17 protein-coding genes are annotated in these 21,275 nt (G+C 65.8%); 8 read left to right on the top strand and 9 right to left on the bottom strand.

The window, feature by feature from the left end; genetic code table 11:
- Position 1 precedes the first annotated feature (1 nt).
- Genes DDE75_RS01585 through DDE75_RS01565 form a run of 5 tightly spaced genes read left to right on the top strand, consistent with a single transcriptional unit; the run spans position 2 to position 4,425 of the window.
- Positions 2–1,162: an SAM-dependent methyltransferase gene (locus DDE75_RS01585; protein ID WP_108500622.1), complete on the top strand. Its 1,161-nt coding sequence runs from the start codon at positions 2–4 to the stop codon at positions 1,160–1,162.
- On the top strand, positions 1,155–2,414 hold the full coding sequence (locus tag DDE75_RS01580; protein ID WP_108500621.1) for an MFS transporter: 1,260 nt from the start codon (positions 1,155–1,157) through the stop codon (positions 2,412–2,414). The genes DDE75_RS01585 and DDE75_RS01580 overlap by 8 nt, the downstream gene beginning before the upstream one ends.
- Positions 2,411–3,157 (top strand): SDR family NAD(P)-dependent oxidoreductase, encoded by a 747-nt coding sequence (locus tag DDE75_RS01575; protein ID WP_108500620.1) that lies wholly within the window; start codon positions 2,411–2,413, stop codon positions 3,155–3,157. The genes DDE75_RS01580 and DDE75_RS01575 overlap by 4 nt, the downstream gene beginning before the upstream one ends.
- A gap of 3 nt (positions 3,158–3,160) precedes the next feature.
- Complete coding sequence (locus DDE75_RS01570) at positions 3,161–3,880, top strand: TspO/MBR family protein (protein ID WP_108500619.1); 720 nt, start codon at positions 3,161–3,163, stop codon at positions 3,878–3,880.
- Complete coding sequence (locus DDE75_RS01565; RefSeq protein WP_108500618.1) at positions 3,880–4,425, top strand: glutathione peroxidase; 546 nt, start codon at positions 3,880–3,882, stop codon at positions 4,423–4,425. The genes DDE75_RS01570 and DDE75_RS01565 overlap by 1 nt, the downstream gene beginning before the upstream one ends.
- Position 4,426: 1 nt before the next feature.
- On the opposite strand, the gene DDE75_RS01560 is transcribed toward DDE75_RS01565, so the two are convergent.
- The 3 genes from DDE75_RS01560 to DDE75_RS01550 are packed head-to-tail and all read right to left on the bottom strand — an operon-like array spanning position 4,427 to position 6,878.
- A complete protein-coding gene (locus tag DDE75_RS01560; protein WP_108500617.1) occupies positions 4,427–5,095 on the bottom strand; it encodes an SDR family NAD(P)-dependent oxidoreductase in 669 nt (222 codons plus the stop codon).
- The gene (locus DDE75_RS01555) at positions 5,092–5,490 is read right to left on the bottom strand and encodes a DUF2177 family protein (protein ID WP_108500616.1); all 399 of its coding nucleotides are present in this window, start codon (positions 5,488–5,490) and stop codon (positions 5,092–5,094) included. Before DDE75_RS01555 ends, DDE75_RS01560 begins: the two co-directional genes overlap by 4 nt.
- Positions 5,491–5,501: 11 nt before the next feature.
- Positions 5,502–6,878: a cryptochrome/photolyase family protein gene (locus DDE75_RS01550; RefSeq protein WP_162798869.1), complete on the bottom strand. Its 1,377-nt coding sequence runs from the start codon at positions 6,876–6,878 to the stop codon at positions 5,502–5,504.
- Between the two features lie 150 nt (positions 6,879–7,028).
- Between DDE75_RS01550 and cobA the strand changes: the two genes are divergently transcribed.
- Both cobA and DDE75_RS17735 read left to right on the top strand, forming a co-directional pair.
- Positions 7,029–7,784 (top strand): uroporphyrinogen-III C-methyltransferase, encoded by a 756-nt coding sequence (cobA, locus tag DDE75_RS01545; RefSeq protein WP_108500614.1) that lies wholly within the window; start codon positions 7,029–7,031, stop codon positions 7,782–7,784.
- 132 nt (positions 7,785–7,916) lie between these two features.
- Entirely contained in the window at positions 7,917–11,429 is a 3,513-nt protein-coding gene (locus tag DDE75_RS17735) for a calcium-binding protein (RefSeq protein ID WP_272482559.1), read from the top strand.
- Here the strand turns inward: DDE75_RS17735 and queG are convergent.
- The 3 genes from queG to mtgA all read right to left on the bottom strand — a co-directional run bounded on the left by queG (position 11,426) and on the right by mtgA (position 14,027).
- The gene (queG, locus tag DDE75_RS01535) at positions 11,426–12,508 is read right to left on the bottom strand and encodes a tRNA epoxyqueuosine(34) reductase QueG (RefSeq protein ID WP_108500613.1); all 1,083 of its coding nucleotides are present in this window, start codon (positions 12,506–12,508) and stop codon (positions 11,426–11,428) included. The genes DDE75_RS17735 and queG overlap by 4 nt on opposite strands.
- 16 nt (positions 12,509–12,524) lie before the next feature.
- Positions 12,525–13,211, bottom strand: coding sequence for an FtsZ-binding protein FzlA (fzlA, locus tag DDE75_RS01530; RefSeq protein ID WP_108500612.1), 687 nt, complete (start codon positions 13,209–13,211; stop codon positions 12,525–12,527).
- A gap of 78 nt (positions 13,212–13,289) precedes the next feature.
- Complete coding sequence (gene mtgA, locus DDE75_RS01525; RefSeq protein ID WP_108500884.1) at positions 13,290–14,027, bottom strand: monofunctional biosynthetic peptidoglycan transglycosylase; 738 nt, start codon at positions 14,025–14,027, stop codon at positions 13,290–13,292.
- 104 nt (positions 14,028–14,131) lie between these two features.
- Here mtgA and DDE75_RS01520 point away from each other — a divergent pair, with 104 nt between their 5' ends.
- Positions 14,132–14,482, top strand: coding sequence for an MliC family protein (locus DDE75_RS01520; protein ID WP_108500611.1), 351 nt, complete (start codon positions 14,132–14,134; stop codon positions 14,480–14,482).
- 32 nt (positions 14,483–14,514) lie between these two features.
- Here DDE75_RS01520 and gltB read toward each other — a convergent pair whose 3' ends face one another.
- The 3 genes from gltB to DDE75_RS01505 are packed head-to-tail and all read right to left on the bottom strand — an operon-like array spanning position 14,515 to position 21,249.
- Entirely contained in the window at positions 14,515–19,053 is a 4,539-nt protein-coding gene (gene gltB / locus DDE75_RS01515) for a glutamate synthase large subunit (protein WP_108500610.1), read from the bottom strand.
- Positions 19,050–19,757 (bottom strand): hypothetical protein, encoded by a 708-nt coding sequence (locus DDE75_RS01510; protein ID WP_108500609.1) that lies wholly within the window; start codon positions 19,755–19,757, stop codon positions 19,050–19,052. Before DDE75_RS01510 ends, gltB begins: the two co-directional genes overlap by 4 nt.
- 7 nt (positions 19,758–19,764) lie before the next feature.
- Positions 19,765–21,249, bottom strand: coding sequence for an NAD(P)-dependent oxidoreductase (locus DDE75_RS01505; RefSeq protein WP_108500608.1), 1,485 nt, complete (start codon positions 21,247–21,249; stop codon positions 19,765–19,767).
- Positions 21,250–21,275: the final 26 nt, after the last annotated feature.

The raw sequence follows: 21,275 nt of genomic DNA, 5'->3' as shown, positions 1-21,275 counted from the left end.
GATGCTGCTGCAAGGACGACTGTCGCGCCAGTTCCTGGAAACCGCCGAGCGTATCGAACGCGGCACGCTGACCATCACCACGCCCGATGGTGCCATTCATGCGTTCGGCGGCGTGCATCCCGGCCCTGACGCGCAACTGATCATCCACGACTGGCGCATGGTGCCCGCGCTGGCCGCCAAGGGCGACATCGGCATGACCGAAGCCTATCGCGACGGCTGGTGCGACACCCCCGACCTCGAGGCCCTGCTGACCGTCGCCCTTCTGAACGAGGACGTGCTGGACCGCTATATCTATGGCAACCGGCTGCAGGCGATGGCGACCAAGGCGCTCTATTTCTTCAACCGGAATACGAAATCCGGGTCGCGGCGCAACATCCAGGCGCATTACGATCTGGGCAACCAGTTCTATGGCCTGTGGCTGGATGACAGCATGACCTACAGCTCGGGCATCTATGCGCCGGGCGACGACCTGACCGCGGCCCAGCATCGCAAGTACGACCGCATCATCGACAACCTGTCGGGCAATTCGGGCCGCCTGCTGGAAGTCGGCTGTGGCTGGGGCGGCTTTGCCGAGCGGGCGCTGGCACGGGGTGATTTCGCGCCCAAGGGGCTGACCCTCTCGGTGGAACAGGCCGAATATGCCCGCAACCGTCTGGGGCAGGGTGCCGACATCGCCCTGCAGGATTACCGCGACGAGGCCGGAAAATACGACCACGTCGTCTCGATCGAGATGTTCGAGGCCGTGGGCGAGAAGTTCTGGCCGGTCTATTTCGGCAAGCTGGGCCATGTGCTAGCCGACAAGGGCCGCGCGATGATCCAGACGATCACCGTCGCCGACCGCTATTTCGAGCGTTATCGCAGCGGCCCCGACATGATCCGCAGCTTCATCTTTCCGGGCGGCATGCTGCCCTCGCCCTCGCGTTTCCAGGCCGAGGCCGCCCGCGCCGGCCTGCGGGTCGAGGACAGCTTCGGTTTCGGCCGCGACTATGCCCGAACCCTGCGCGAATGGCTGCTGCGCTTCGATGCGGCCTTGCCGGAAATCCGCAGCCTGGGTTTCGACGATGCCTTCATCCGCGTCTGGCGCTTCTATCTGGCCGCCTGCGCGGCGTCGTTCGAGGTCGGGCGCACCGATGTGATCCAATACCGTCTTGCCCATGCGTGACGGCCCCCGGCCAGCGGATCCACCGCGGGCCGAGGTCTTGGCCTATGGCGCGCTGGCCGCGCCCCTGGCCTTTGGCGGGTTGCCGCTTTATATCCATGCGCCGGATTTCTATGCCGCCGATCTGGGGGTGGGGCTGGCGGCCTTGGGGGTTGTGCTGGCCGCCCTGCGCGCGGTCGATGCGGTGCAGGACCCTTTGGTCGGTTGGGCGGGCGACCGCTGGCCCCATGCGCGACCCGCGATGATGGTGGCGGGCGCGGTGGCGCTGGTCGCCGGAGTGGCGGGGCTGTTCGCGCCGATGGGCCTGCCGCTGCTGGTCTGGTTCGCGCTCATGATGGTGCTGGCCAGCCTGGGGCACAGCCTGATTTCGGTGAACCTGATGACCTATGGCGGGGTCTGGCGTGGCGCGCCCGCCGCCAAGTCCCGGATCAGCGGTTTTCGCGAAGGCTTTGGGCTGGCGGGGCTGATCCTGGCGGTCTCGCTGCCTGCGGGGCTGGCCGTGGTTGTGGGCCGTCAGGCGTCGCTGCTGGCGCTGGCGGGGGTGCTGGCCATCGGCATGGCGATCTGCCTGCCGCTATTCCTGCGATGGCAGGCGACCGCGCGTTTCGACCTGAGGGCCGCGCCCGATGTCGCCCCACCGGGCCTGCGCGCCTTCGGACCTTTCTATGCGGTGGCGGGGCTGGTCCTGCTGTCGGCGGCCTTTCCCGCCGCGCTGATCCTGATGCTGGTCCGCGACCTGCTGGGGGCCGAGGATCTGGCCGGGGCCTTTCTTCTGGCCTATTTCGTGGCCGCCTTGCCGGGGGCAGCACTTGCCAGTCACTTGGCGGGGCGTTTCGGCGCCGTGCCGGTCTGGACGGGCGCGCTGATCCTGTCGATTGCGGGGTTTGCGGGCGCGCTGGCGCTTGGGCCGGGGACGGTGGGGCTGTTCTTCGTCATCTGCCTGCTGACCGGGCTGACCTTCGGCGCCGATCTGGTCCTGCCGCCCGCGATCCTCTCGGCGCGGATCGGGGCGACGGGCAGCGCGGGGGCCGCCACGCGTGCTCATGCAGGGTTGGCCTTCCTGACCAAAGCGTCGCTTGCCTTGGCGGGGGCCATCGCGCTGCCGCTGCTGGCGCGGGCGGGGTTCAGACCCGCCGCGCCCAATCCGGAACAGGCGCTGGACGCGCTGCGTTGGACCTATGCGGGCCTGCCGCTGGTGCTGCGTGCGCTGGCCATCGGCCTCTTGATCCAATTTCACCGGAAGGGCCGGATATGAGCAGCGACAAGACCCCCGAACGCATCTGGATCATCGGCGCCAGCGACGGCATCGGGCAGGCGCTGGCCAAGGCCTGGTCGGCCAAGGGCGCGCATGTGATCCTGTCCGCCCGCAGTCGCGAGCCGCTGGAGAAGCTGGCCGCGCAACTGGGCAATGCCAGCGTGCAGGTGCTGGATGTGGCCGACCGCGCCAGCGTGCAGGCCGCCGCCGATGCCATCAAGGCCCACGGCCCCGTGGACCGCATCGTCCATCTGGCCGCGATGTACGACCCGGGCCGCATCGCCGATCTGGACCCCGACAAGGCAGCCCAGATCGTCACCGTGAACCTGACCGGCAGCTTCCATATCGCCCAGATCGGCCCCGAGGTCCTGCGCAAGGGCGGGCAGCTGGCGCTGACCGGATCGGTCGCGGGTTATGTCGGCCTGCCGCAGGGGCAGATCTATTCGGCATCCAAGGCGGGGGTCATCAACCTGGCCGAATCGCTGCGGGCCGAACGCACCGATCTGGACATCCGCCTGATCTGTCCCGGTTTCGTGGAAACGCGGCTGACCGAAAAGAACGACTTCAAGATGCCCGCCATCATCAAGCCCGAGGAAGCCGCCAAGGCCATCATGAAGGGGTTGCACGGTAGCAGCTTCGAGATTCACTTCCCCCACCGCCTGACCCGCTCGCTCAAGTTCATCCGCGCCTTGCCCTATGGCTTGTCGATGCGCCTGACGCGCCGCCTCAGCCGCGAGGAGTGATCCATGACGAACCGCACCCATGCCATCCTTGTTCTGATCGCGGCGGTGGCTTTCGCCGTGTCGCCCGCGATCTTTCCGGGCTTTGCTGGATACAGCGCCGATTTGTTCCCGATCCCGCAGCGGGACCCGCCCGTGCAGCCTGCGGGCTGGGCGTTCTCGATCTGGGGGGTGATCTATCTGTGGTTGATCATGGGGGCGGCTTTCGGCCTGTTGAAACGGGCCGAGGATGACGATTGGGCGACCATGCGGCCCGCCCTCCTGGGCAGCCTTGCGGTCGGCTTCCTGTGGATCCCGGTGGCGCAGGTTCTGCCGGGACTGGCGACGCTGATGATCCTTGCAATGATGGCGCTGGCGGTCGTCGCCATGCTGTGGGCCGGTCGCCGCGATCCCTGGTTCGAGGGGCATCCCGTCGCGCTTTATGCAGGCTGGCTAACGGCGGCCTCGGGGGTGTCGATCGGCATCTGGTTGGCGGGGCATGGGATCATGTCGCAGCAGGTCGCGGCCATCCTGTGCCTGATTGGTGTCTGTGCACTGGCGCTGACGATCATGGCGATGCGGCCTGACGAATGGGCCTATCCCTTGGCGGTGATCTGGGCTTTGATCGGGGTGATCGCCGCCAATGTCGCGGCGGGCAATACGATCGTCACCGTCTTGGCGCTGATCGGTGCGGCCGCCTTGGCCTTCCGCGCCGTGACGGGCCTGAAGCGAAAGGGTCATGCCTGATGAAACGCCGTCTGTTCCTGTCCCTGGCCACGGCCATCTCGGCCCTCGGACTATCGCCCGCTGCGTCGCGCGCGGCCGAGGCGCCGGATTTCAGCTTTCCCTCAATCGACGGCGGGGAATATGACACCCGCGACTGGCGCGGCAGGCCGGTGCTGGTGGTGAACACGGCCTCGCTCTGCGGCTTTGCGGGGCAGCTGACCGACATGCAGGCCCTGCACGAGGAATACGCCGACCAGGGGCTGGTCGTGCTGGCCGTGCCCTCGGATGATTTCAACCAGGAATTGGACAGCGGTAAGGAGGTCAGCGAATATTGCCAGATGGAATATGGCATCACCCTGCCGATGACCGACATCCTGCCGGTGGCCAAGGGCGATGTGCACCCTTTCTATGCCTGGGTTCGCGATCAGACAGGCTTCGTCCCCAAGTGGAACTTCAACAAGGTGCTGATCGGCCCGAATGGCGCGATCCTTGGCAGCTGGGGGTCGTTCACCAAGCCCGGCGGTCCGCAGATCACCGGCGCTTTTGCCCCATATCTGAGGGGCTAGGCTACCAAGGCACCCTTTCGCCTTTCCAGTCGTAAAAGCTGCCACTGTCATCCAGTGTCAGCTTGCCGATCACCGACAAAAGGGCCTCTGCGCTGCGTTCAGGCGTGATGGTCGGATAACGGGCGGCGTATTTCGCGGTCAGCGGTGTCTCGACCGTGCCGGGGTGCAGCGCTACCAGAATGGCGTGGCGATTGCGGCGCTTGTATTCGATGGCGGCGGTGCGGATGATCTGGTTCTGGGCGGCCTTGGCGGCGCGATAAGACACCCATCCCCCCAGTCCATTGTCCCCGATCGAGCCCACCCGTGCCGAAAGCGAGGCCAGGACCGAGCGCCGGTCATCCGCCAGCAGCGGCGCGAAATGCCGGATCACCAAGGCCACGCCCGTTGCGTTCAGCGCGAATTGCGCGGCCATCGCCTGCGCATCGACGGCGTCCATCGTCTTCTCCGGCTGATGCCCGTTCACGACAAGCGCCCCGGTCGCATTGAAGATCAGATCGAAGCGCTGATCCGACAGGCGGCCGGCATGGTCGCGCAGACTCTGCTGATCGGTCAGGTCCAGCCCGTCGTCGCGCCGCGACAGGCCGACGACATCCGCCCCGTCTGCCCCCAGTTGCTGGCACAGGGCCGCGCCGATCCCGCCCGAGGCCCCGATGATCAGCGCCCGGGTCATGCGAAGGCGCGGGTGATCATCACGCCCGCCCAGGCCGAGGCACCCGTCAGCGCGCCACCCCAGAGCGTATCGGTGATCACCTGTTCCCACGACCAGTCGCGCAGCGTGGCCAGGTTGGTGAATTCATAGGTGCCATAGCACATCAACCCGATCAGAACCCCGCCGATCAGGGCCTGCGCCGGCTGGCCGGACTTCAGTGCCGGGACCGAGACGAAATAAAGCACGCCCACGATATAGAGCGAATAGAAGAAGGCCGCCGGACCCACGCGGAAGGGATCGGCCAGCAGATCGCCGACGTGGCGTTCAAAGACCGGGCGGATCAGCTTGCTGATGCCGACCGCGTCCACTGCCAGGAAGATGACCAGTGTCGAGACATAGAGGATGACCATTTGCATCGGATGTTCCTTCAGGATTTCACGGTTTCATAGGCGTCGAGCGCGCGTTCCCGACCCTCGGCCAGGGAAATGGCGGGGGTGGGTTTATGCGTCAGGTCGATCTTCCACGACTTGGGGGTGGCGGCGGCGAATTCCTTGGCGCCCTCGGCGTCGGGCTTCAGCCAATGATCGCGATAGCGGCTTTTCTCGTCGAACTTTTCGGCCTGGGTTTCGGGGTTGAACACTCGGAAGAAGGGGGAGGCATCGGGCCCGCAGCCCGCCACCCACTGCCAGTTCATCGCGTTCGAGGCCGCGTCCCAATCGATCAGGCAATGCGCGAACCAATCCAACCCCACGCGCCAGTCGGTCAGCAGGTGCTTGCAGAGGTAGCTGCCGGTGATCATGCGGACGCGGTTGTGCATCTGGCCGGTGACGTAAAGCTCGCGCATGCCTGCGTCGACCATGGGCACGCCGGTCATTCCGCGCCGCCAGTCGCGCGCGTCGTTGTTGTCGCGTTTCCACGGAAAATCAGTCCATTCCTCGCGCCAGGGGGTGCTGGCCATGTCGGGGGCCTCGTGGAACAGCTCGCGGGCGAAATCGCGCCAGCAGAGTTCGGACAGGAAGTGGTCGACACCTTTCTGGCCGTCCTGGAACGTCGGCTGGCAGTGACGCCAGATGCGGCGGGCGCTGATCTCGCCCACGGCCAACGCATCCGACAGGTTTGATGTCGCGCGGGGCCTCCAGGGATGGTCGCGGTGTTCCTTGTAGTCGGGCAGGGTGCCTTCCAGGAATTCATCCAGACGGGTCATGGCCTCATCCTCGCCGGGGCGGATATGGTCGGCGACGATGTCCCAGCCACGGTCCATGGCGGCGCGGGCCTCGGGCCAATCTGTGCCGTCGCTGTCGGGCCAGCTGTCGGGGGACGACAAGGTCGGGGTGGGCAGGGGCGGGGCGATGTCGGTCTGGCGGACGGCCTTCCAGAAGGGGGTGAAGACCTTGTAGACGCCGCCGGTCTTGGTCAGCACCGAGGCGCGCGGCACCAGATCGGCCAGTTCATGCAGATGCAGGGTCGCGCCACCGCGTTCCACCGCGGCCTGCAATCCGTGATCGCTGGCGAAGGGAAAGCCGACGGTGGTATGGACGGCGCTGGCACCGGTTTCACGGGCGATCTGTTCCAGAACCTCTGCCGGATCGCCGCGCCGCACGATCAGGCGGCTGTGGCGCTGATGCAGCGAAGCCTCCAACCGGGGCAGGGACATGGCCTGACGTTGGGCGCTGGCGGGGTGGTCGCGGGCCTCGGCGGGATCAAGGATCACCAGCGGGATCACGTCGCCATCCTTGGCCGCGGCGACAAGCGCGGGGTGGTCGTCCAGCCGCAGAACCCGCCTGAACCAGCAGATCACCGTCATTGCATTCTCCTTGTAGCCTGTCCTGACATCACGCATCAGGACGGGGAAAGTTTCATCGCCTCCGCGACTTGCATTCCCGATGCGCGCCATTGTCACACCCGCGCGGGGTGGTATAGCTGTCCCCACACCCGACGCAGAGGCCCCCAGACATTGCCCGATCACGCCCCCAGCCCCGGTTTCGTCTCGCTCGTCTCGGCAGGGCCGGGTGATCCCGAACTGCTGACGCTGAAGGCGGCGCGGCTGCTGGGGCAGGCGGATGTGGTGCTGTTCGACGACCTGGCATCCGGCCCGGTGTTGGACCATGCCTCGCCTGAGGCCGAGCTGATCGCCGTCGGCAAGCGCGCGGGCCGCCCCTCGGCCAAGCAGGAGGCGGTGAACGAACTGATCATCCAGCACGCCCGCGCCGGCAAGCGAGTCGTCCGGCTGAAATCGGGCGATGCGGGCATCTTCGGGCGGCTCGAGGAGGAATTGATTGCCCTGACGCAGGCAAATATCCCCTTCGAGATCGTGCCTGGCGTAACGTCAGCCAGCGCGGCGGCGGCGGCCATCGGCATGCCCCTGACCCGTCGCCTGACGGCACGGCGCGTGCAGTTCGTGACGGGGGCCGACGTCACGGGCCATCTGCCCGGCGACATCAACTGGGCGGCGCTGGCCGATCCGGCGGTGACGACGGTGGTCTTCATGGGCCAGCGCAGTTTTCCCAAGCTGGCTCAAGGGCTTGTTGAACACGGCCTGCCCGCCGCCACCCCCGCCGTCTTTGCCGAGGCCGTGGGCCACCCCACGCAGCGACTGGTCCGCACGACCGTCGACGGGTTGGCGCGGATGATGCGTGATGGCCCCGTCAGCCAGCCCGGGCTGATCATCTATGGCCCCCTGGCCTTGCCGGTCGAGCCACCCGAAGCCTGAATTTCAAGGGGGCGGGCCATACCGGTTGCATAAAATGCAACGGAACACGGACTAGCCAAAGGGATAGGCTAAGCCCATCTTTAGCCTATCCCAAGTCACCCCGCAGGTTTTGCGGCACATATCCGAAATGTCATGATCGAGTATCGTCACGTGACCACCTTTGGTGTCACGCAACAACGATGGCTGTCCAACATCACCGACCTTGCCACGGTCGAGGTCGATGGACAGACGATGCTGGTCGCGGCAAATCAGTTGGGCGGCGGGATCAGCAGCTATGCGGTGACGGCCCCTGACAAGAAGATCGCCGCGTTGCGGAACCGGGCCTATCTGGACGATGCGACCTATCAGGGTCCACCGCAGCTGTCGGTCATCGAACTGGACGACCGCAGCATGGTGCATGTCGCCCAGATGGGCGGCATCGCGGATCAGGCGACCGAACTGCGGTCGGGCAACGGGGCGCTTGGCCAGTTCCAGGCCCTATTCAAGAACGACCTTGGCACATCGCTGACGGCCTTGGGGCAGGTCCAGACGGCGCAGGGCAACATCATCTATTCCGCGCAGGACGGCGGCATGCGGCTGCAGACGCATCTGGTCGCCGCGGACGGCAAGCTGACGGCGCGGGGCAAGGCCGATCTGCCGGTGCCGCAAGGCAGCGTCGATGCCACGCTGGACCGGATCGTGGATGTCGCGGTCGATGGTCAGCAGATGCTGATTGCGGTCTCGGCGGGGGGAAACTTCATCTCGACCCATCTGATGTCGGCGACAGGCGTGCTGGGGACGGCCAGACTGCATGTGGCGGCGCAGGGGGCGGGCTATGACACACCGACCGATCTGGGCACGGTCGTTTCGGGGGGGCGGACCTTCGTCGTGGTGGCGGGCTCGGGGTCCGGATCGCTGACCGTCTTTCGTCTGGATGCCCAAGGGCGGCTGACGACCACGGATCATGTGCTTGACGAAGGCACGACCCGCTTCCAATCCGTCACCGCGCTGGAAACGGTGCAGATGGGCGGGCGCAGCTTCGTCTTCGCGGGCGGGGCCGACGACGGGATCTCGGTCTTCACCGTGCTGCCGGATGGGCGCCTGCTGCACCTGGAAACCATCGTCGACACCGACGCCATGACCCTGGCCGATGTCAGCGACATCCAGGCGCTGGTGCGCGACGGTCGGATCATGCTGTTCGTCGCATCCTCGACCGAAACGGGCATTACCCAACTGGTCTTCCAGCCCGGCCCGATCGGAAAGACCGGCTTCGCGGGCGCGGGCACCGTCAAGGGCGGCAATGGCGGCGACCTGCTGGTGGCCGGTGCCACGACCACCCGGTTGGAGGGTGGGGCCGGCGACGATATCCTGGTTGCGGGCAGCCGCTCGATCACGCTGGTGGGGGGGACGGGCGCCGACACCTTCGTGCCGTCGCGCCTTCAGGGGCGTATCACCATTCTGGATTACGACCACGGGGTCGACCGGTTGGACCTGTCGATGCTGGGCACCATCCGCAGCATCTGGCAGCTGCGCTTCATCCCCACCGCGAATGGCGTGATGATCGTCTATGGGGAAACGATCCTTGACATCCAGACCCGCGACGGACGTTCGCTGAGCATCGCCGACTTCTCGAACGCGCTTTTCCCGATCGCGCATTACGATCTGCCCGATCTGTACCCCGAGGATATCGACCCCGACGGCACCCCCTCCGATCAGCCCGAATGGCTGTTCGGAACGGCCAGCAGCGACCGACTGCTGGGCACGGCGGGACCGCAGATGATCATGGCGGGTTCGGGCAATGACACCGTCTCGGGCGGATCGGGCAGCGACAGCCTGAAGGGCGAGGCTGGCCATGACGTTCTGCGCGGCGGTGCGGGTGACGACCGGCTGTGGGGCGGCGCAGGGCGCGACACGCTGTTCGGCGATCAGGGCAACGACCTGCTGTATGGCGATGACGATGACGACCTGCTCTACGGCGATGCGGGCGATGACACGCTTTATGGCGGCGCGGGCAATGACCTGATCTATGGCGGCGACGGCGATGATGTCCTTTACGGCGATGATGGGGACGACACCCTGTCGGGGGGCAACGGCGACGACTGGCTTCAGGTGTTTCTGGGCGACAACCGCCTGCTGGGGGATGCGGGCAACGATACCCTTATGGGCGGCGCGGGGGCCGACCATTTGTCGGGTGGCGACGACAATGACAGCCTGTCGGGGCAGGGCGGGAACGACCTCATCTATGGCGACGGGGGCCGCGATACCCTGATCGGCGATGATGGCAACGACACGCTTCATGGTGGCGACGGCAATGACGTCCTGCAAGGTGGGGCGGGCCGCGACAGCCTGATGGGCGATGACGGCGACGACCGGATCGACGGCGATGGCGATGCGGACAGGCTACAGGGCGGTCAGGGCGACGACACGCTTGACGGCGGGGATGGCGACGACCTTCTGCTGGGTCAACAGGGCGACGATCTGCTGAGCGGCGGCGCGGGTCGCGATACCCTGCGCGGCGATGTCGGTGCCGATACGCTGTTCGGCGGCGACGACTTCGACTTTCTCTTCGGGGGCGGTGACGATGACCTGATCTACGGCGAAGGGGGCGACGACACGCTGTTCGGCAACGCGGGCAACGATCTGCTGTTCGGCGGCCTTGGCAACGACCGTCTCATCGGCGGCGGTGGCAACGATACCCTGCACGGGGATGAGGGCGACGACTTCCTGCGCGGCACCACCGGCCGCAACTGGCTCTATGGCGATGACGGCAACGACACGCTGGAAGGAGGGAAGCAGGACGACCGCCTGTTCGGCAATGACGGCAACGACAGGCTGCTGGGCGGGCAGGGCAACGACATTCTGCGTGGCGGCAACGGCAACGACCGTCTGTTCGGGCACAAGGGCAACGATACGCTGCTTGGGCAGGGCGGTGACGACCGGCTGATGGGGAATGGCGGCAACGACCGTCTGATCGGTCATGGCGGCAACGACACGCTGATCACCTTTGGCGGCAACAACTTCTTGTCGGGCGGACGCGGCAACGACCTGTTGAAGACCGGTGGCGGCAACGACACCCTATCGGGCGATCTGGGCAACGACACCCTGCTTGCGGGCGGAGGCAACGACCGGCTGCGGGGCGGTGCGCAAGACGACCAGCTCTACGGCGGCGGCGGCCGCGACACCTTGGACGGGGGCAATGGCCGCGACCTCCTCTATGGTCAGGGTGGCAACGACGTGTTGAACGGAGGAGGTGGGAACGACCGCCTGTTCGGCCAGTTCGGCGCGGACCGCATGACAGGGGGTGCGGGCAACGATACGCTGAAGGGCGGCGGCGGCAACGACACGCTGATCGGCAACATGGGCGCCGACCGGTTGGAGGGGGGCGCGGGGCGCGACACCTTCCGCTTCACAAAGGCCGCCGACAGCCGGGTGAATGCCGCCGACCTGATTACCGATTTCCGGCCCGGCATTGACCGCCTGGACCTTCGCCCTTTGAACCTGTCCCATGCCAGCGACGGTGATTTCCGGGGCGGCAGGTCGCTGCATTGGGAACAGACCGGATCGCAGACCCATGTGCTGATCGACCTGAACGGCGACCATCAGGCCGACATGCTGATCCGGTTAGGGGGCACGCTGACCCTGACGGGCGACGACTTCCTGCTTTAGCCTGCCAGCCGCCCCACGGCCCAGGCCGCCGCATCCGCCACGGTCGGATCAGAATCGCCGCATAATCCCCGCGCCACACCCAACAGCGCCGCATCCCCGGAATTGCCGATCGCATAAAGCACGTTGCGCACGAAACGGTCCCGCCCGATCCGCTTGATTGGACTGCCTGAAAACCGCGCCCGAAAGCTCGTGTCATCCAGCATCGCCAGCTCGGCCAAGGGCGGAGCCTCGATGATCCCGCGATAGCGCATCTCGGACCCCGATTGCGCGAACTTGTTCCAAGGACAGACCGCCAGGCAGTCGTCGCAGCCATAGATGCGGTTGCCCATCAGGGGCCGAAGCTCGGGATCGACGGGGCCTTTGTGCTCGATCGTTAGATAGGAAATGCAGCGCCGTGCATCCAGCTGGAAGGGCGCGGGGAACGCCCCCGTCGGACAGACGTCCAGACAGGCGCGACAGGACCCGCAATGGTCCTGCTGGGGGGCATCGGGCGGCAGCGGCAGCGTCGAAAAGATCGCCCCCAGAAAGAACCAGCTGCCAAGCTCGCGCGACAGCAGGTTCGTGTGCTTGCCCTGCCAGCCCAGGCCCGCCGCCTGCGCCAAGGGCTTTTCCATCACCGGGGCCGTATCGACAAAAACCTTGATCTGATGACCCGGCGATCTCTCCAGCATCCAGCGCCCAAGACGCTTCAACCGCTTCTTGACCAGATCGTGGTAATCCTTGCCCTGAGCGTAAACGCTGACCGCCGCCCGGTCGGGCTGATCCAACACGGCCAGGGGATCATGATCGGGGGTATAAAGCTCGGCCAGCATGATCACGGAACGCGCTTCGGGCCACAGCGCCTGCGGATCGCCGCGCCAATGCGTCCGCTCGGCCATCCAGCCCATCTGCCCGTGACGCCCCGCCTCGAGGAATGCCGCCAGCCTGTTGGCCAGTCCGGGCACGGCATCCGTGGTCGTCACCCCCATGCGCGAAAATCCGACGGCCTTCGCCTCGGCTTCGATCTCGGCTTTCTTGGTTGCCCAAATACCCTCGGGGGGTCCGGGGGGCGAAGCGCCCCCGGCCGTCGCGGGACGCATCCCGCCCCCCTCGGGCTTATCCGAAGTCCAGCTCGGCATAATGCGCGGCCGGATGGATGCCCGGCACCTGATCGGCCAAAACGGACCGGAACGCCGGGCGCGACTTGATCGTCGCATACCAGTCGCGCAGCATCTCGGAGCGGTCCCAATCGACGTCCGAAATGTAATCGAGGCAGGAAAAATGCGCCGCCGCCGTAAAATCCGCCAGGCTGATCGCGTTTCCAGCCAGCCAGCGGCGCGTTTCCAGCAGGCCCGTCAGATAGTCGATATGCTCCTTGATCGCGCGCAACCCGTCCTTGACGACGCGACTGTCGGGGTATCCCGACCGCGTGACCTTCTTCCAGACGCGCTCGTTCAGGATGGGCTGGGTGACCTCGGTATGGAACTTGTCGTCGAACCAGGCGCACAGGCGGCGCACCTCGTGGCGTTCCAAAGGCGTGCTGGGCATCAGCGAGGGCGAGGGCATCGCCTCGTCCAGGTATTCGACGATGGCCTGGCTTTCCGACAGCAGGTTCCCGCGATAGCGCAGGACCGGCAGCTTGCCGGCGGGGTTCCGTCGTTTCAGGTCGGGGGGGCTTTCCCAATAGCGCTCCTCGACCAGTTCGACCTCGATCTTCTTTTCTGCCAGCACAAGGCGGACCTTGCGGCAATAGGGGGACAGCGCGGTGTGATACAGTCGCGTGGTCTGCGTATTGTTGTTCATGGACTGCTCGAGACCTTTGTTTCTTATCGCAACGCCATCTTGATACGCGCCAGCATGGCCGCTTTCAACCGAAGGGGATCAGGGCGCCATGTCGCGTTGGAAACAATCCGCCCGACCGTCGCGCCCGATGGTGGCGGCCCCGTCGGCGATGGCCCGCGACCGGGCCGATGCGGCATGCGGGCTGCGGCTGCGGGGGGCGGGCAGGACGGCCGCCAGCCGCGCGGCCTGCACGCGGGTCAGGCGATTGGGGGTGGTGGCGAAATATTCGCGGGCGGCGGCCTCGATCCCGAAGATGCCCGGACCGAATTCCGCGATGTTCAGATAGACCTCCAGAATGCGCGACTTGGACCATAGCCCCTCGATCATCGGGGTCAGGGCGGTCTCGACCGCCTTGCGACCCCAGCTGCGGGTCTGCCACAGATAGGCGTTCTTGGCGGTCTGCTGCGTCAGGGTCGACGCCCCCCGGCTGGAACCCGAGGCCACGACCTTGCGGATCTCGGCCATGTCGAAGCCCCAGTGGTTGCAGAAATTCGCGTCCTCGGCGGCGACGACCGAACGGCGCATGACGGGCGCGATGCCGGTCAGCGGCACCCATGCGCGATCGACCAGCGGATCACGCTGCGCCGCGCCGACCATCGTCCATGTCAGCGGCGGGTTCACGAAGGCATAGAGCGTGACCGACCCCGCCATGACCAGCAACGCCCTGAGCAGGATGAAACGGAACCAGAACAGCGCAAGCCGCCGCCAGGCGCGGCGACGGCGTGGTGGCGGGGGTGCGTCGTTGAATGGAGCCTGGGGCGGGCTGCGGGGAATCATGCTGGCATGTCCCATGCAGCGCGCCCAAGCGTCAAGTTCCATGACCTTGTCACGCCCGCGCCCCTGCGTGATCCTGCGGGGCCAATGACGTGAAAGGAGACGATATGCGTGGATTGATCGGGGCGGGTCTGGGCCTGCTGGTGACTTGTGGCGCGGCCCATGCCCGGCTGGCCCTGACGCTGCCGCTGACATCGGATGCGACCGTGACCGCCGCGCGATATCGATGCGACGACGGACGTGATCTGGCGGTCCGCTATGTCGAGGCCGGTGCCAACAGCTTGGCGATCATCCCGTTGGAGGGCGAGGAGGTGGTCTTCGTGAATGTCGTCGCGGCATCGGGGGCGCGCTATGTCTCGGGGATGTGGGAATGGTGGGCCAAGGGGGAAGAGGCGACCCTGACGCGGGTTGATGCCGCGGAAACCACCTGCCGGACCGTCGCCCGCCAGCCGAATTGAGAAAGCGGCCCCGAGGGGCCGCTTTCGAGATCTTATTCAGCAGGAACCGCATCCGGTTCCTGCACCGCCTGGATCGGATGGGGCAGGGCCGACAGCATCTCGCGCGGGCAGACCTGCAGGAAGTTTCGCTTTTCGCGATCCCAGTTCGACAGGATGTCGTCGGCGCGGCGCGATCCGGTTTCCTTCAGGTGACGCTCGATCAGGCCCTTCAGCTGATCTTCCCAATGTTCTTGCGTGACAGGGCACATGACCAGCGTCTCGGGGTTGATGTAATCGCGCGCCAGGCCTTCGGGATCATAGAGATAGGCCATGCCCCCCGTCATGCCTGCGCCGAAATTCGCCCCGATGCGACCCAGGATCACGGCGACACCGCCGGTCATGTATTCGCAACCGTTGCTGCCGCAACCCTCGATCACCACGGATGCGCCGCTGTTCCTGACCGCAAAGCGTTCGCCCGCACGGCCCGCCGCGAACAGGTAGCCGTTCGTCGCGCCGTAAAGCACCGTGTTGCCGATGATGGTGTTGTCGGCGGCGACCAGCGGGCTGGCCATCGGCGGACGCACCACGATGGTGCCGCCCGACAGGCCCTTGCCGACATAGTCGTTGGCATCGCCCGAGACCTCGATCTTGAGGCCCGGAGCCGCGAAGGCGCCAAGGGACTGACCGGCGCTGCCCGTCAGCCGGATCGTCAGGTGGTCGGGTTGCAGGTTGTTCCGCATGCCGAACTTCTGGACGATCATGCTGGACGTGCGCGTGCCGACCGTGCGCTGCGTGTTGCGCACCGCATAGGACAGCTGCATCTTCTCGCCATCCTCGAAGAAGCGGGCGGCGTCCTTGACGATTTCGCTGTCCAGCGTCTCCAGCACGGCATTGCGCGGCTTGGAACGGTCATAGACGATCTTTTCCGCGCCATCGACGGTGATCAGCAGCGGGTTCAGGTCCAGATCGTCCAGGTTCGCGGCACCGCGGCTGACCTGGGTCAAGAGGTCGGCGCGGCCGATCACCTCGTCCAGCGAGCGTGCGCCGATCTCGGCCAGGATCTCGCGGACTTCCTGGGCGTAGAAGGTGATCAGGTTCACGACCTTGTCCGCCGATCCGGTGAACATGGCGCGCAGCTTTTCGTCCTGGGTGCAGACGCCCACCGGGCAGGTGTTCGACTGGCACTGGCGGACCATGATGCAGCCCATGGCGATCAGGGCGGCGGTGCCGATGCCGTATTCCTCGGCACCCATCATCGCGGCCATGACGATATCGCGGCCCGTGCGCAGACCACCATCGGTGCGCAGGGTGACGCGTTCGCGCAGGCGGTTCATGGCCAGAACCTGATGCGCCTCGGTCAGACCCATCTCCCACGGCAGACCGGCGAATTTCACCGATGTCGCGGGGGATGCCCCGGTGCCGCCGTTATGGCCGCTGATCAAGATGACGTCGGCCTTGGCCTTGGCCACGCCCGCCGCGATCGTGCCGACGCCGCTGGAAGCCACCAGCTTGACGGTGATCTTGGCGCGTGGGTTGATCTGTTTCAGGTCATAGATGAGCTGCGCCAGATCCTCGATCGAGTAGATGTCGTGGTGCGGCGGCGGCGAAATCAGCGTCACGCCCGGCGTGGAGTGACGCAGCCGCGCGATCAGCTTGGTGACCTTCATGCCGGGCAGCTGGCCGCCCTCGCCGGGCTTGGCACCCTGGGCGACCTTGATCTCCAGTTCCTCGCAGGCGTTCAGGTATTCGGCGGTGACACCGAAGCGTCCCGAGGCCACCTGCTTGATCTTGGCGCAGGGGTTGTCGCCGTTGGGCAGCGGATGCGAATGCTCGGGGGCCTCGCCGCCTTCGCCGCTGTCGGATTTCGCGCCGATGCGGTTCATCGCGATGTTCAGCGTCATATGCGCCTCGGGGCTCAGCGCGCCAAGGGACATGCCGGGCGTGACGAAACGCTTGCGGATGCTGGTGATGCTTTCCACTTCCTCGATCGGGACGGACTTGCCAAGCGGCTTGATGTCCAGCAGGTCGCGGATGTGGATCGGCGGGTTCGCCCGCATCGTGGCGCTGAACTGCTTCCAGATGTCATAGCTGGCCTTTTCGCAGGCCACCTGCAGCATCTTCATGGTATTGGCTTCCCAAGCATGTTTTTCGCCCGCGCGGCGCAGCTTGTAGAAGCCGCCGACCGGCAGCATCTCGCTGTCCTTGGTGTGATAGGCCTTCTGGTGCAGTTCCTCCAGCTTGGCCTGAAGCCCGTGCAGGCCGATGCCGGAAATGCGCGACTGCATGCCGGGGAAATATTCGGCAACCATGGCGCGGGACAGACCCACGGCCTCGAAGTTCAGCCCGCCGCGATAGGACGACAGCACCGAGATGCCCATCTTGGCCATGATCTTCAGCAGGCCTGCGTCGATGGCCGCGCGATAGCGGCGCATGTTGTCGATCAGGCTGCCGGTCAGCAGGCCGCGCTCGATCCGGTCGTTGATCGAATCCTGCGCCAGATAGGGGTTCACGGTCGTCGCGCCGCTGCCGATCAGCACGGCAAAGTAATGCGGGTCGATGCATTCGGCCGATTGCACGTTGACCGAACAGAAGGTCCGCAGACCCTTGCGCGTCAGCCAGCTGTGGACCGAGCTGGTCGCAAGGATCATCGGCATCGCCACGCGGTCGGGGCCTTGAGCCTTGTCGGTCAGGACCAGATGGCCTGCGCCCGAACGCACGGCGTCCTCGGCCTCGGCGCGGATGCGGGCCAGACCTTCGCCCAGGGCGTCGGGTCCGGCGCCATCCGCAAAGGTGCAGTCGATGAAGGTGACGGTCTCACCGAACATCTTCACCATCTCGGCGAATTCGCCGTTGGCGATGAAGGGGCTTTCCAGCAGCACGATCTCGGTCTGGCTGCTGCTTTCGTCCAGCACGTTCTTGAGGTTGCCAAAGCGCGTCTTCAGCGACATCACGCGCGTTTCGCGCAAGGAGTCGATGGGCGGGTTCGTCACCTGGCTGAAGTTCTGCCGGAAGAAATGGCTCATGGGGCGATACTGGTTGGACAGGACCGCGGGCGGCGTGTCGTCGCCCATCGAGGCGATGGCTTCCTTGCCGTCCTCGGCCATGGGGGCCAGGACGTGTTCCAGTTCCTCCATGGTGAAACCGGCGGCCGTCTGGCGGCGGCGCAACTCGTCGCCCGTGTGCAGCGCGGTTTCCGGCAGGTCGCGCATGATGTCGTTCAGCTGGACGACCTTCTCGATCCATTCGCCGAAGGGCTGGCTGGCGGCCAGGCGGTCCTTGATCTCGGTGTCGTGGTAGAGCTTGCCATCCCACATGTCGACGGCGATCATCTGCCCCGGACCAAGCGCGCCCTTTTCGACGACATTGCTTTCGTTGACCGGCACCATGCCCATTTCCGAACCCGCGATCAGCAGGTTGTCGCCCGTCACGACATAGCGCATCGGGCGCAGACCGTTGCGGTCCAGACCGCCGCAGACCCAACGACCGTCGGTCATGGCAAGGGCGGCGGGGCCGTCCCACGGCTCCATCACGGCGTTGCAATAGGCATACATGTCGGCCCAGGCCTGGGGCATGTCGGTCGTGGCCTTGGACCAGCTTTCCGGCACCAGCATGGTCTTGGTCATCGGCGCGCTGCGCCCCGAACGGACCAGCACCTCGAAGACCGAATCCAGCGCGGCGCTGTCCGAGGATCCGGCGGGGACGATCGGCTTGATGTCCTCGGCCGCTTCGCCGAAGGCGCTGGAGGCCATGCGGATCTCGTGGCTGCGCAGCCAGTTCAGGTTGCCCTTCAGCGTGTTGATCTCGCCGTTATGGGCCAGCATGCGGAAGGGCTGGGCCAGCCACCATTGCGGGAAGGTATTGGTGGAATAGCGCTGGTGATAGATCGCGAAGGAGGATTCGAAACGCTCGTCCTTGAGGTCGGGATAGAATTCCGCGACCTGTTCGGCCAGCATCATGCCCTTGTAGATGATCGACCGGCAGGACAGCGAACAGAAATACAGCTGCGGCACCTGCGCCGCGATGGCGGCCTTTTCGATGCGGCGGCGGATGACGTAAAGCTCGCGCTCGAACTGGACGTGGTCGATGTCCTTCTCGCAGCGGATCAGGATCTGCTCGATTTCCGGACGGGTGGCGTTGGCCTTTTCGCCCAGCACGCTGGTATCGACCGGCACGTGGCGCCAGCCATAGATATAGTGGCCCATCCGCAGGACCTCGGATTCCACGATGGTCCGGCAGGCTTCCTGGGCGGCGAAATTCGTGCGCGGCAGGAAGACCTGGCCCACGGCGATCAGCTTGTCGTGGTCGGGTTCATGGCCCGTGCGGCGGATCTGGTCATAGAAGAAGGGGACCGGGATCTGGACGTGGATGCCCGCGCCGTCGCCGGTCTTGCCGTCGGCATCGACCGCGCCCCGGTGCCAGATGGCCTTCAGCGCATCGATGCCCGATTGCACGACCTTGCGGCTGGCCTTGCCGTCGATGTTGACCACCAGGCCGACCCCGCAGGAGGAATGTTCGTCCTCTTCGCGGTAAAGGCTGTTCTTGGCCATCCAGTCGCGGCGGGCCTGCTCTTGTTCTTGCCAATCGTTGTTCATGATGCGGCCCTTTCCTGCAAGATCTGCGTCAGCAATTGATCGCAGTCGAATTGTGGGGTGGTGTCGCCAAAGCCCTTGTCGCCGGGAAAGGCGAAAAGAACGGGGCTGTCATTCGTCTTGGTCTGTTCGCCAGAGGCATCCGTGCGCGATTCGATGCCGCCGAAGAAGCGGCCGAACTCGCGGCTGATGAACTGGGTGCCGCGGCGTTCGCTGATCAGGTTCCCGTCGGGGCCGGTGGTGGTCAGCTGGAACTCGGTCCGTTCCAGCTGCTGGCCGTCGATCTGGACGGTTTCGCCGGTCAGCACGTCGAAGCCCTTCTGGTTCAGCACCACGCCGTCATTGGCACGGGTGTCGAAGTCGAAATCGTCGCGGCCCGTCGCCAGCAGGGTCGAGAGGCTGGCCTCGTCGGCGGCACCCTCGACCAGCGTGTCGGTGATGCCCGACATGGGCGAGGTGCTTTCGATCCAGCGGGTCTCGGCGTCGATGACCGAGCTGTGGAACATCCCGTCCTTGCCGAAGATCGCGCTGCGCTGATACCCCTCGGGGTCGGCGTCGCAGATGTAGTATTGGCTGACCGAACAGCCGCGGTTCTGAACCGTCATCTGCAGGTTGCAGCCCGCGGGCGGCGTGAAGGTCGCCGCCTGCAGGGGCAGGGCGCTCAGCGCCAGCCCTGCCAGGAATGATGTCGCAAGATGCTGCATCATGGCGGGCTTACTCTGCCGCCACGCGGGCATCGCCCAGCAGGAACTGCCCGATCGAGGCTGCGGCCTCGCGCCCGTCGCGGATCGCCCAGACCACAAGGCTTGCGCCGCGCACGATGTCGCCCACCGCGAAGACGCCGGGGATCGAGGTGTGATGCGTCTGGAAATTGGCCTTGATGGTGCCCCAACGGGTCACTTCCAGACCGTCGACGCCCCAGAGCTTGGGCAGATCCTCGGGCTCGAAGCCCAGGGCCTTGATGACCAGCTCGGCGGGTTCGTCGTAATCGGCACCCTCGATCAGTTCGGGGGACTGGCGACCGCTGACGTCGGGCTGGCCAAGGCGCATCTTCTGGATGCGTACGGATGCGATCTGCGGGTTGCCCGCGACATCGCTTTCCTGCGCGGTGGCCATGTCGCCGGTCACATGGCCGGTGAACTGACCCGGGGCCGACAGCCAGACGAATTCGACGCCCTCTTCCTCGGCGTTCTGAACCTCGCGCTGCGAACCCGGCATGTTGGCGCGGTCGCGGCGATAGAGACATTTGACCGATTGCGCGCCCTGGCGGATGGCCGTGCGCACGCAGTCCATGGCCGTGTCGCCGCCGCCGATGACGACGACGCGCTTGCCGTTGGCGTTCAGCTCGCCATCCTCGAAGTCGGGCACGTCGTCGCCGAAGTCGATCTTGTTGCTGGCGGTCAGATAGTCGATGGCGCGGACGACACCGCCCGCATCGGTGTTGTCGATGTCCAGATCGCGGGTCTTGTAGACGCCCGTGGCGATCAGCACCGCGTCATGCTTGCCGCGGATGGCGTCGAAGCTGATGTCCTCGCCCACGTTGCAGTTCAGCACGAATTCCACGCCGCTGTCGGCCAGCAGCTGGTTGCGGCGCATGACGACGTCCTTCTCCAGCTTGAAGCCGGGGATGCCATAGGTCATCAGCCCGCCCGCGCGGTCATAGCGGTCATAGATGGTGACCTGGAAACCCTGACGGCGCAGCATGTCGGCAGCGGCCAGGCCCCCCGGTCCGGCACCGATGATGCCCACCGATTCGGCACGCTCCTGTTCGGGGGCGAAGGGCTGGACCCAACCGTTGTCCCATGCGGTGTCGGTGATGTATTTCTCCACCGCACCGATGGTGACGGTGCCGTGGCCGGATTGTTCGATGACGCAATTGCCCTCGCACAGGCGGTCCTGGGGGCAGATGCGTCCGCAGATCTCGGGGAAGGTATTGGTGGCCTGGCTGACCTGATAGGCCTCAAGCAGGCGGCCTTCCGCGGTCAGGCGCAGCCAGTCGGGGATGTTGTTGTTCAGCGGGCAATGCGACTGGCAATAGGGGACGCCGCACTGACTGCAGCGGCTGGACTGCTCGGTCGCCTTGGCGTCGGCAAATTCACGATAGATCTCGTGGAAATCCTCGCTGCGTTCGTTGGCCGAGCGTTTCTCGGGCATTTCGCGCGGCGTCGAGGTGAATTTGAGCATCTTTTGCGTGGCCATGGCTGCGCTGTCTCCCTACAGGACCT

Source organism: Paracoccus indicus (assembly GCF_003056335.1).
GTDB classification, from domain to species: Bacteria; Pseudomonadota; Alphaproteobacteria; order Rhodobacterales; family Rhodobacteraceae; genus Paracoccus; species Paracoccus indicus.
This window is presented reverse-complemented; position numbering and strand designations above follow the sequence as displayed.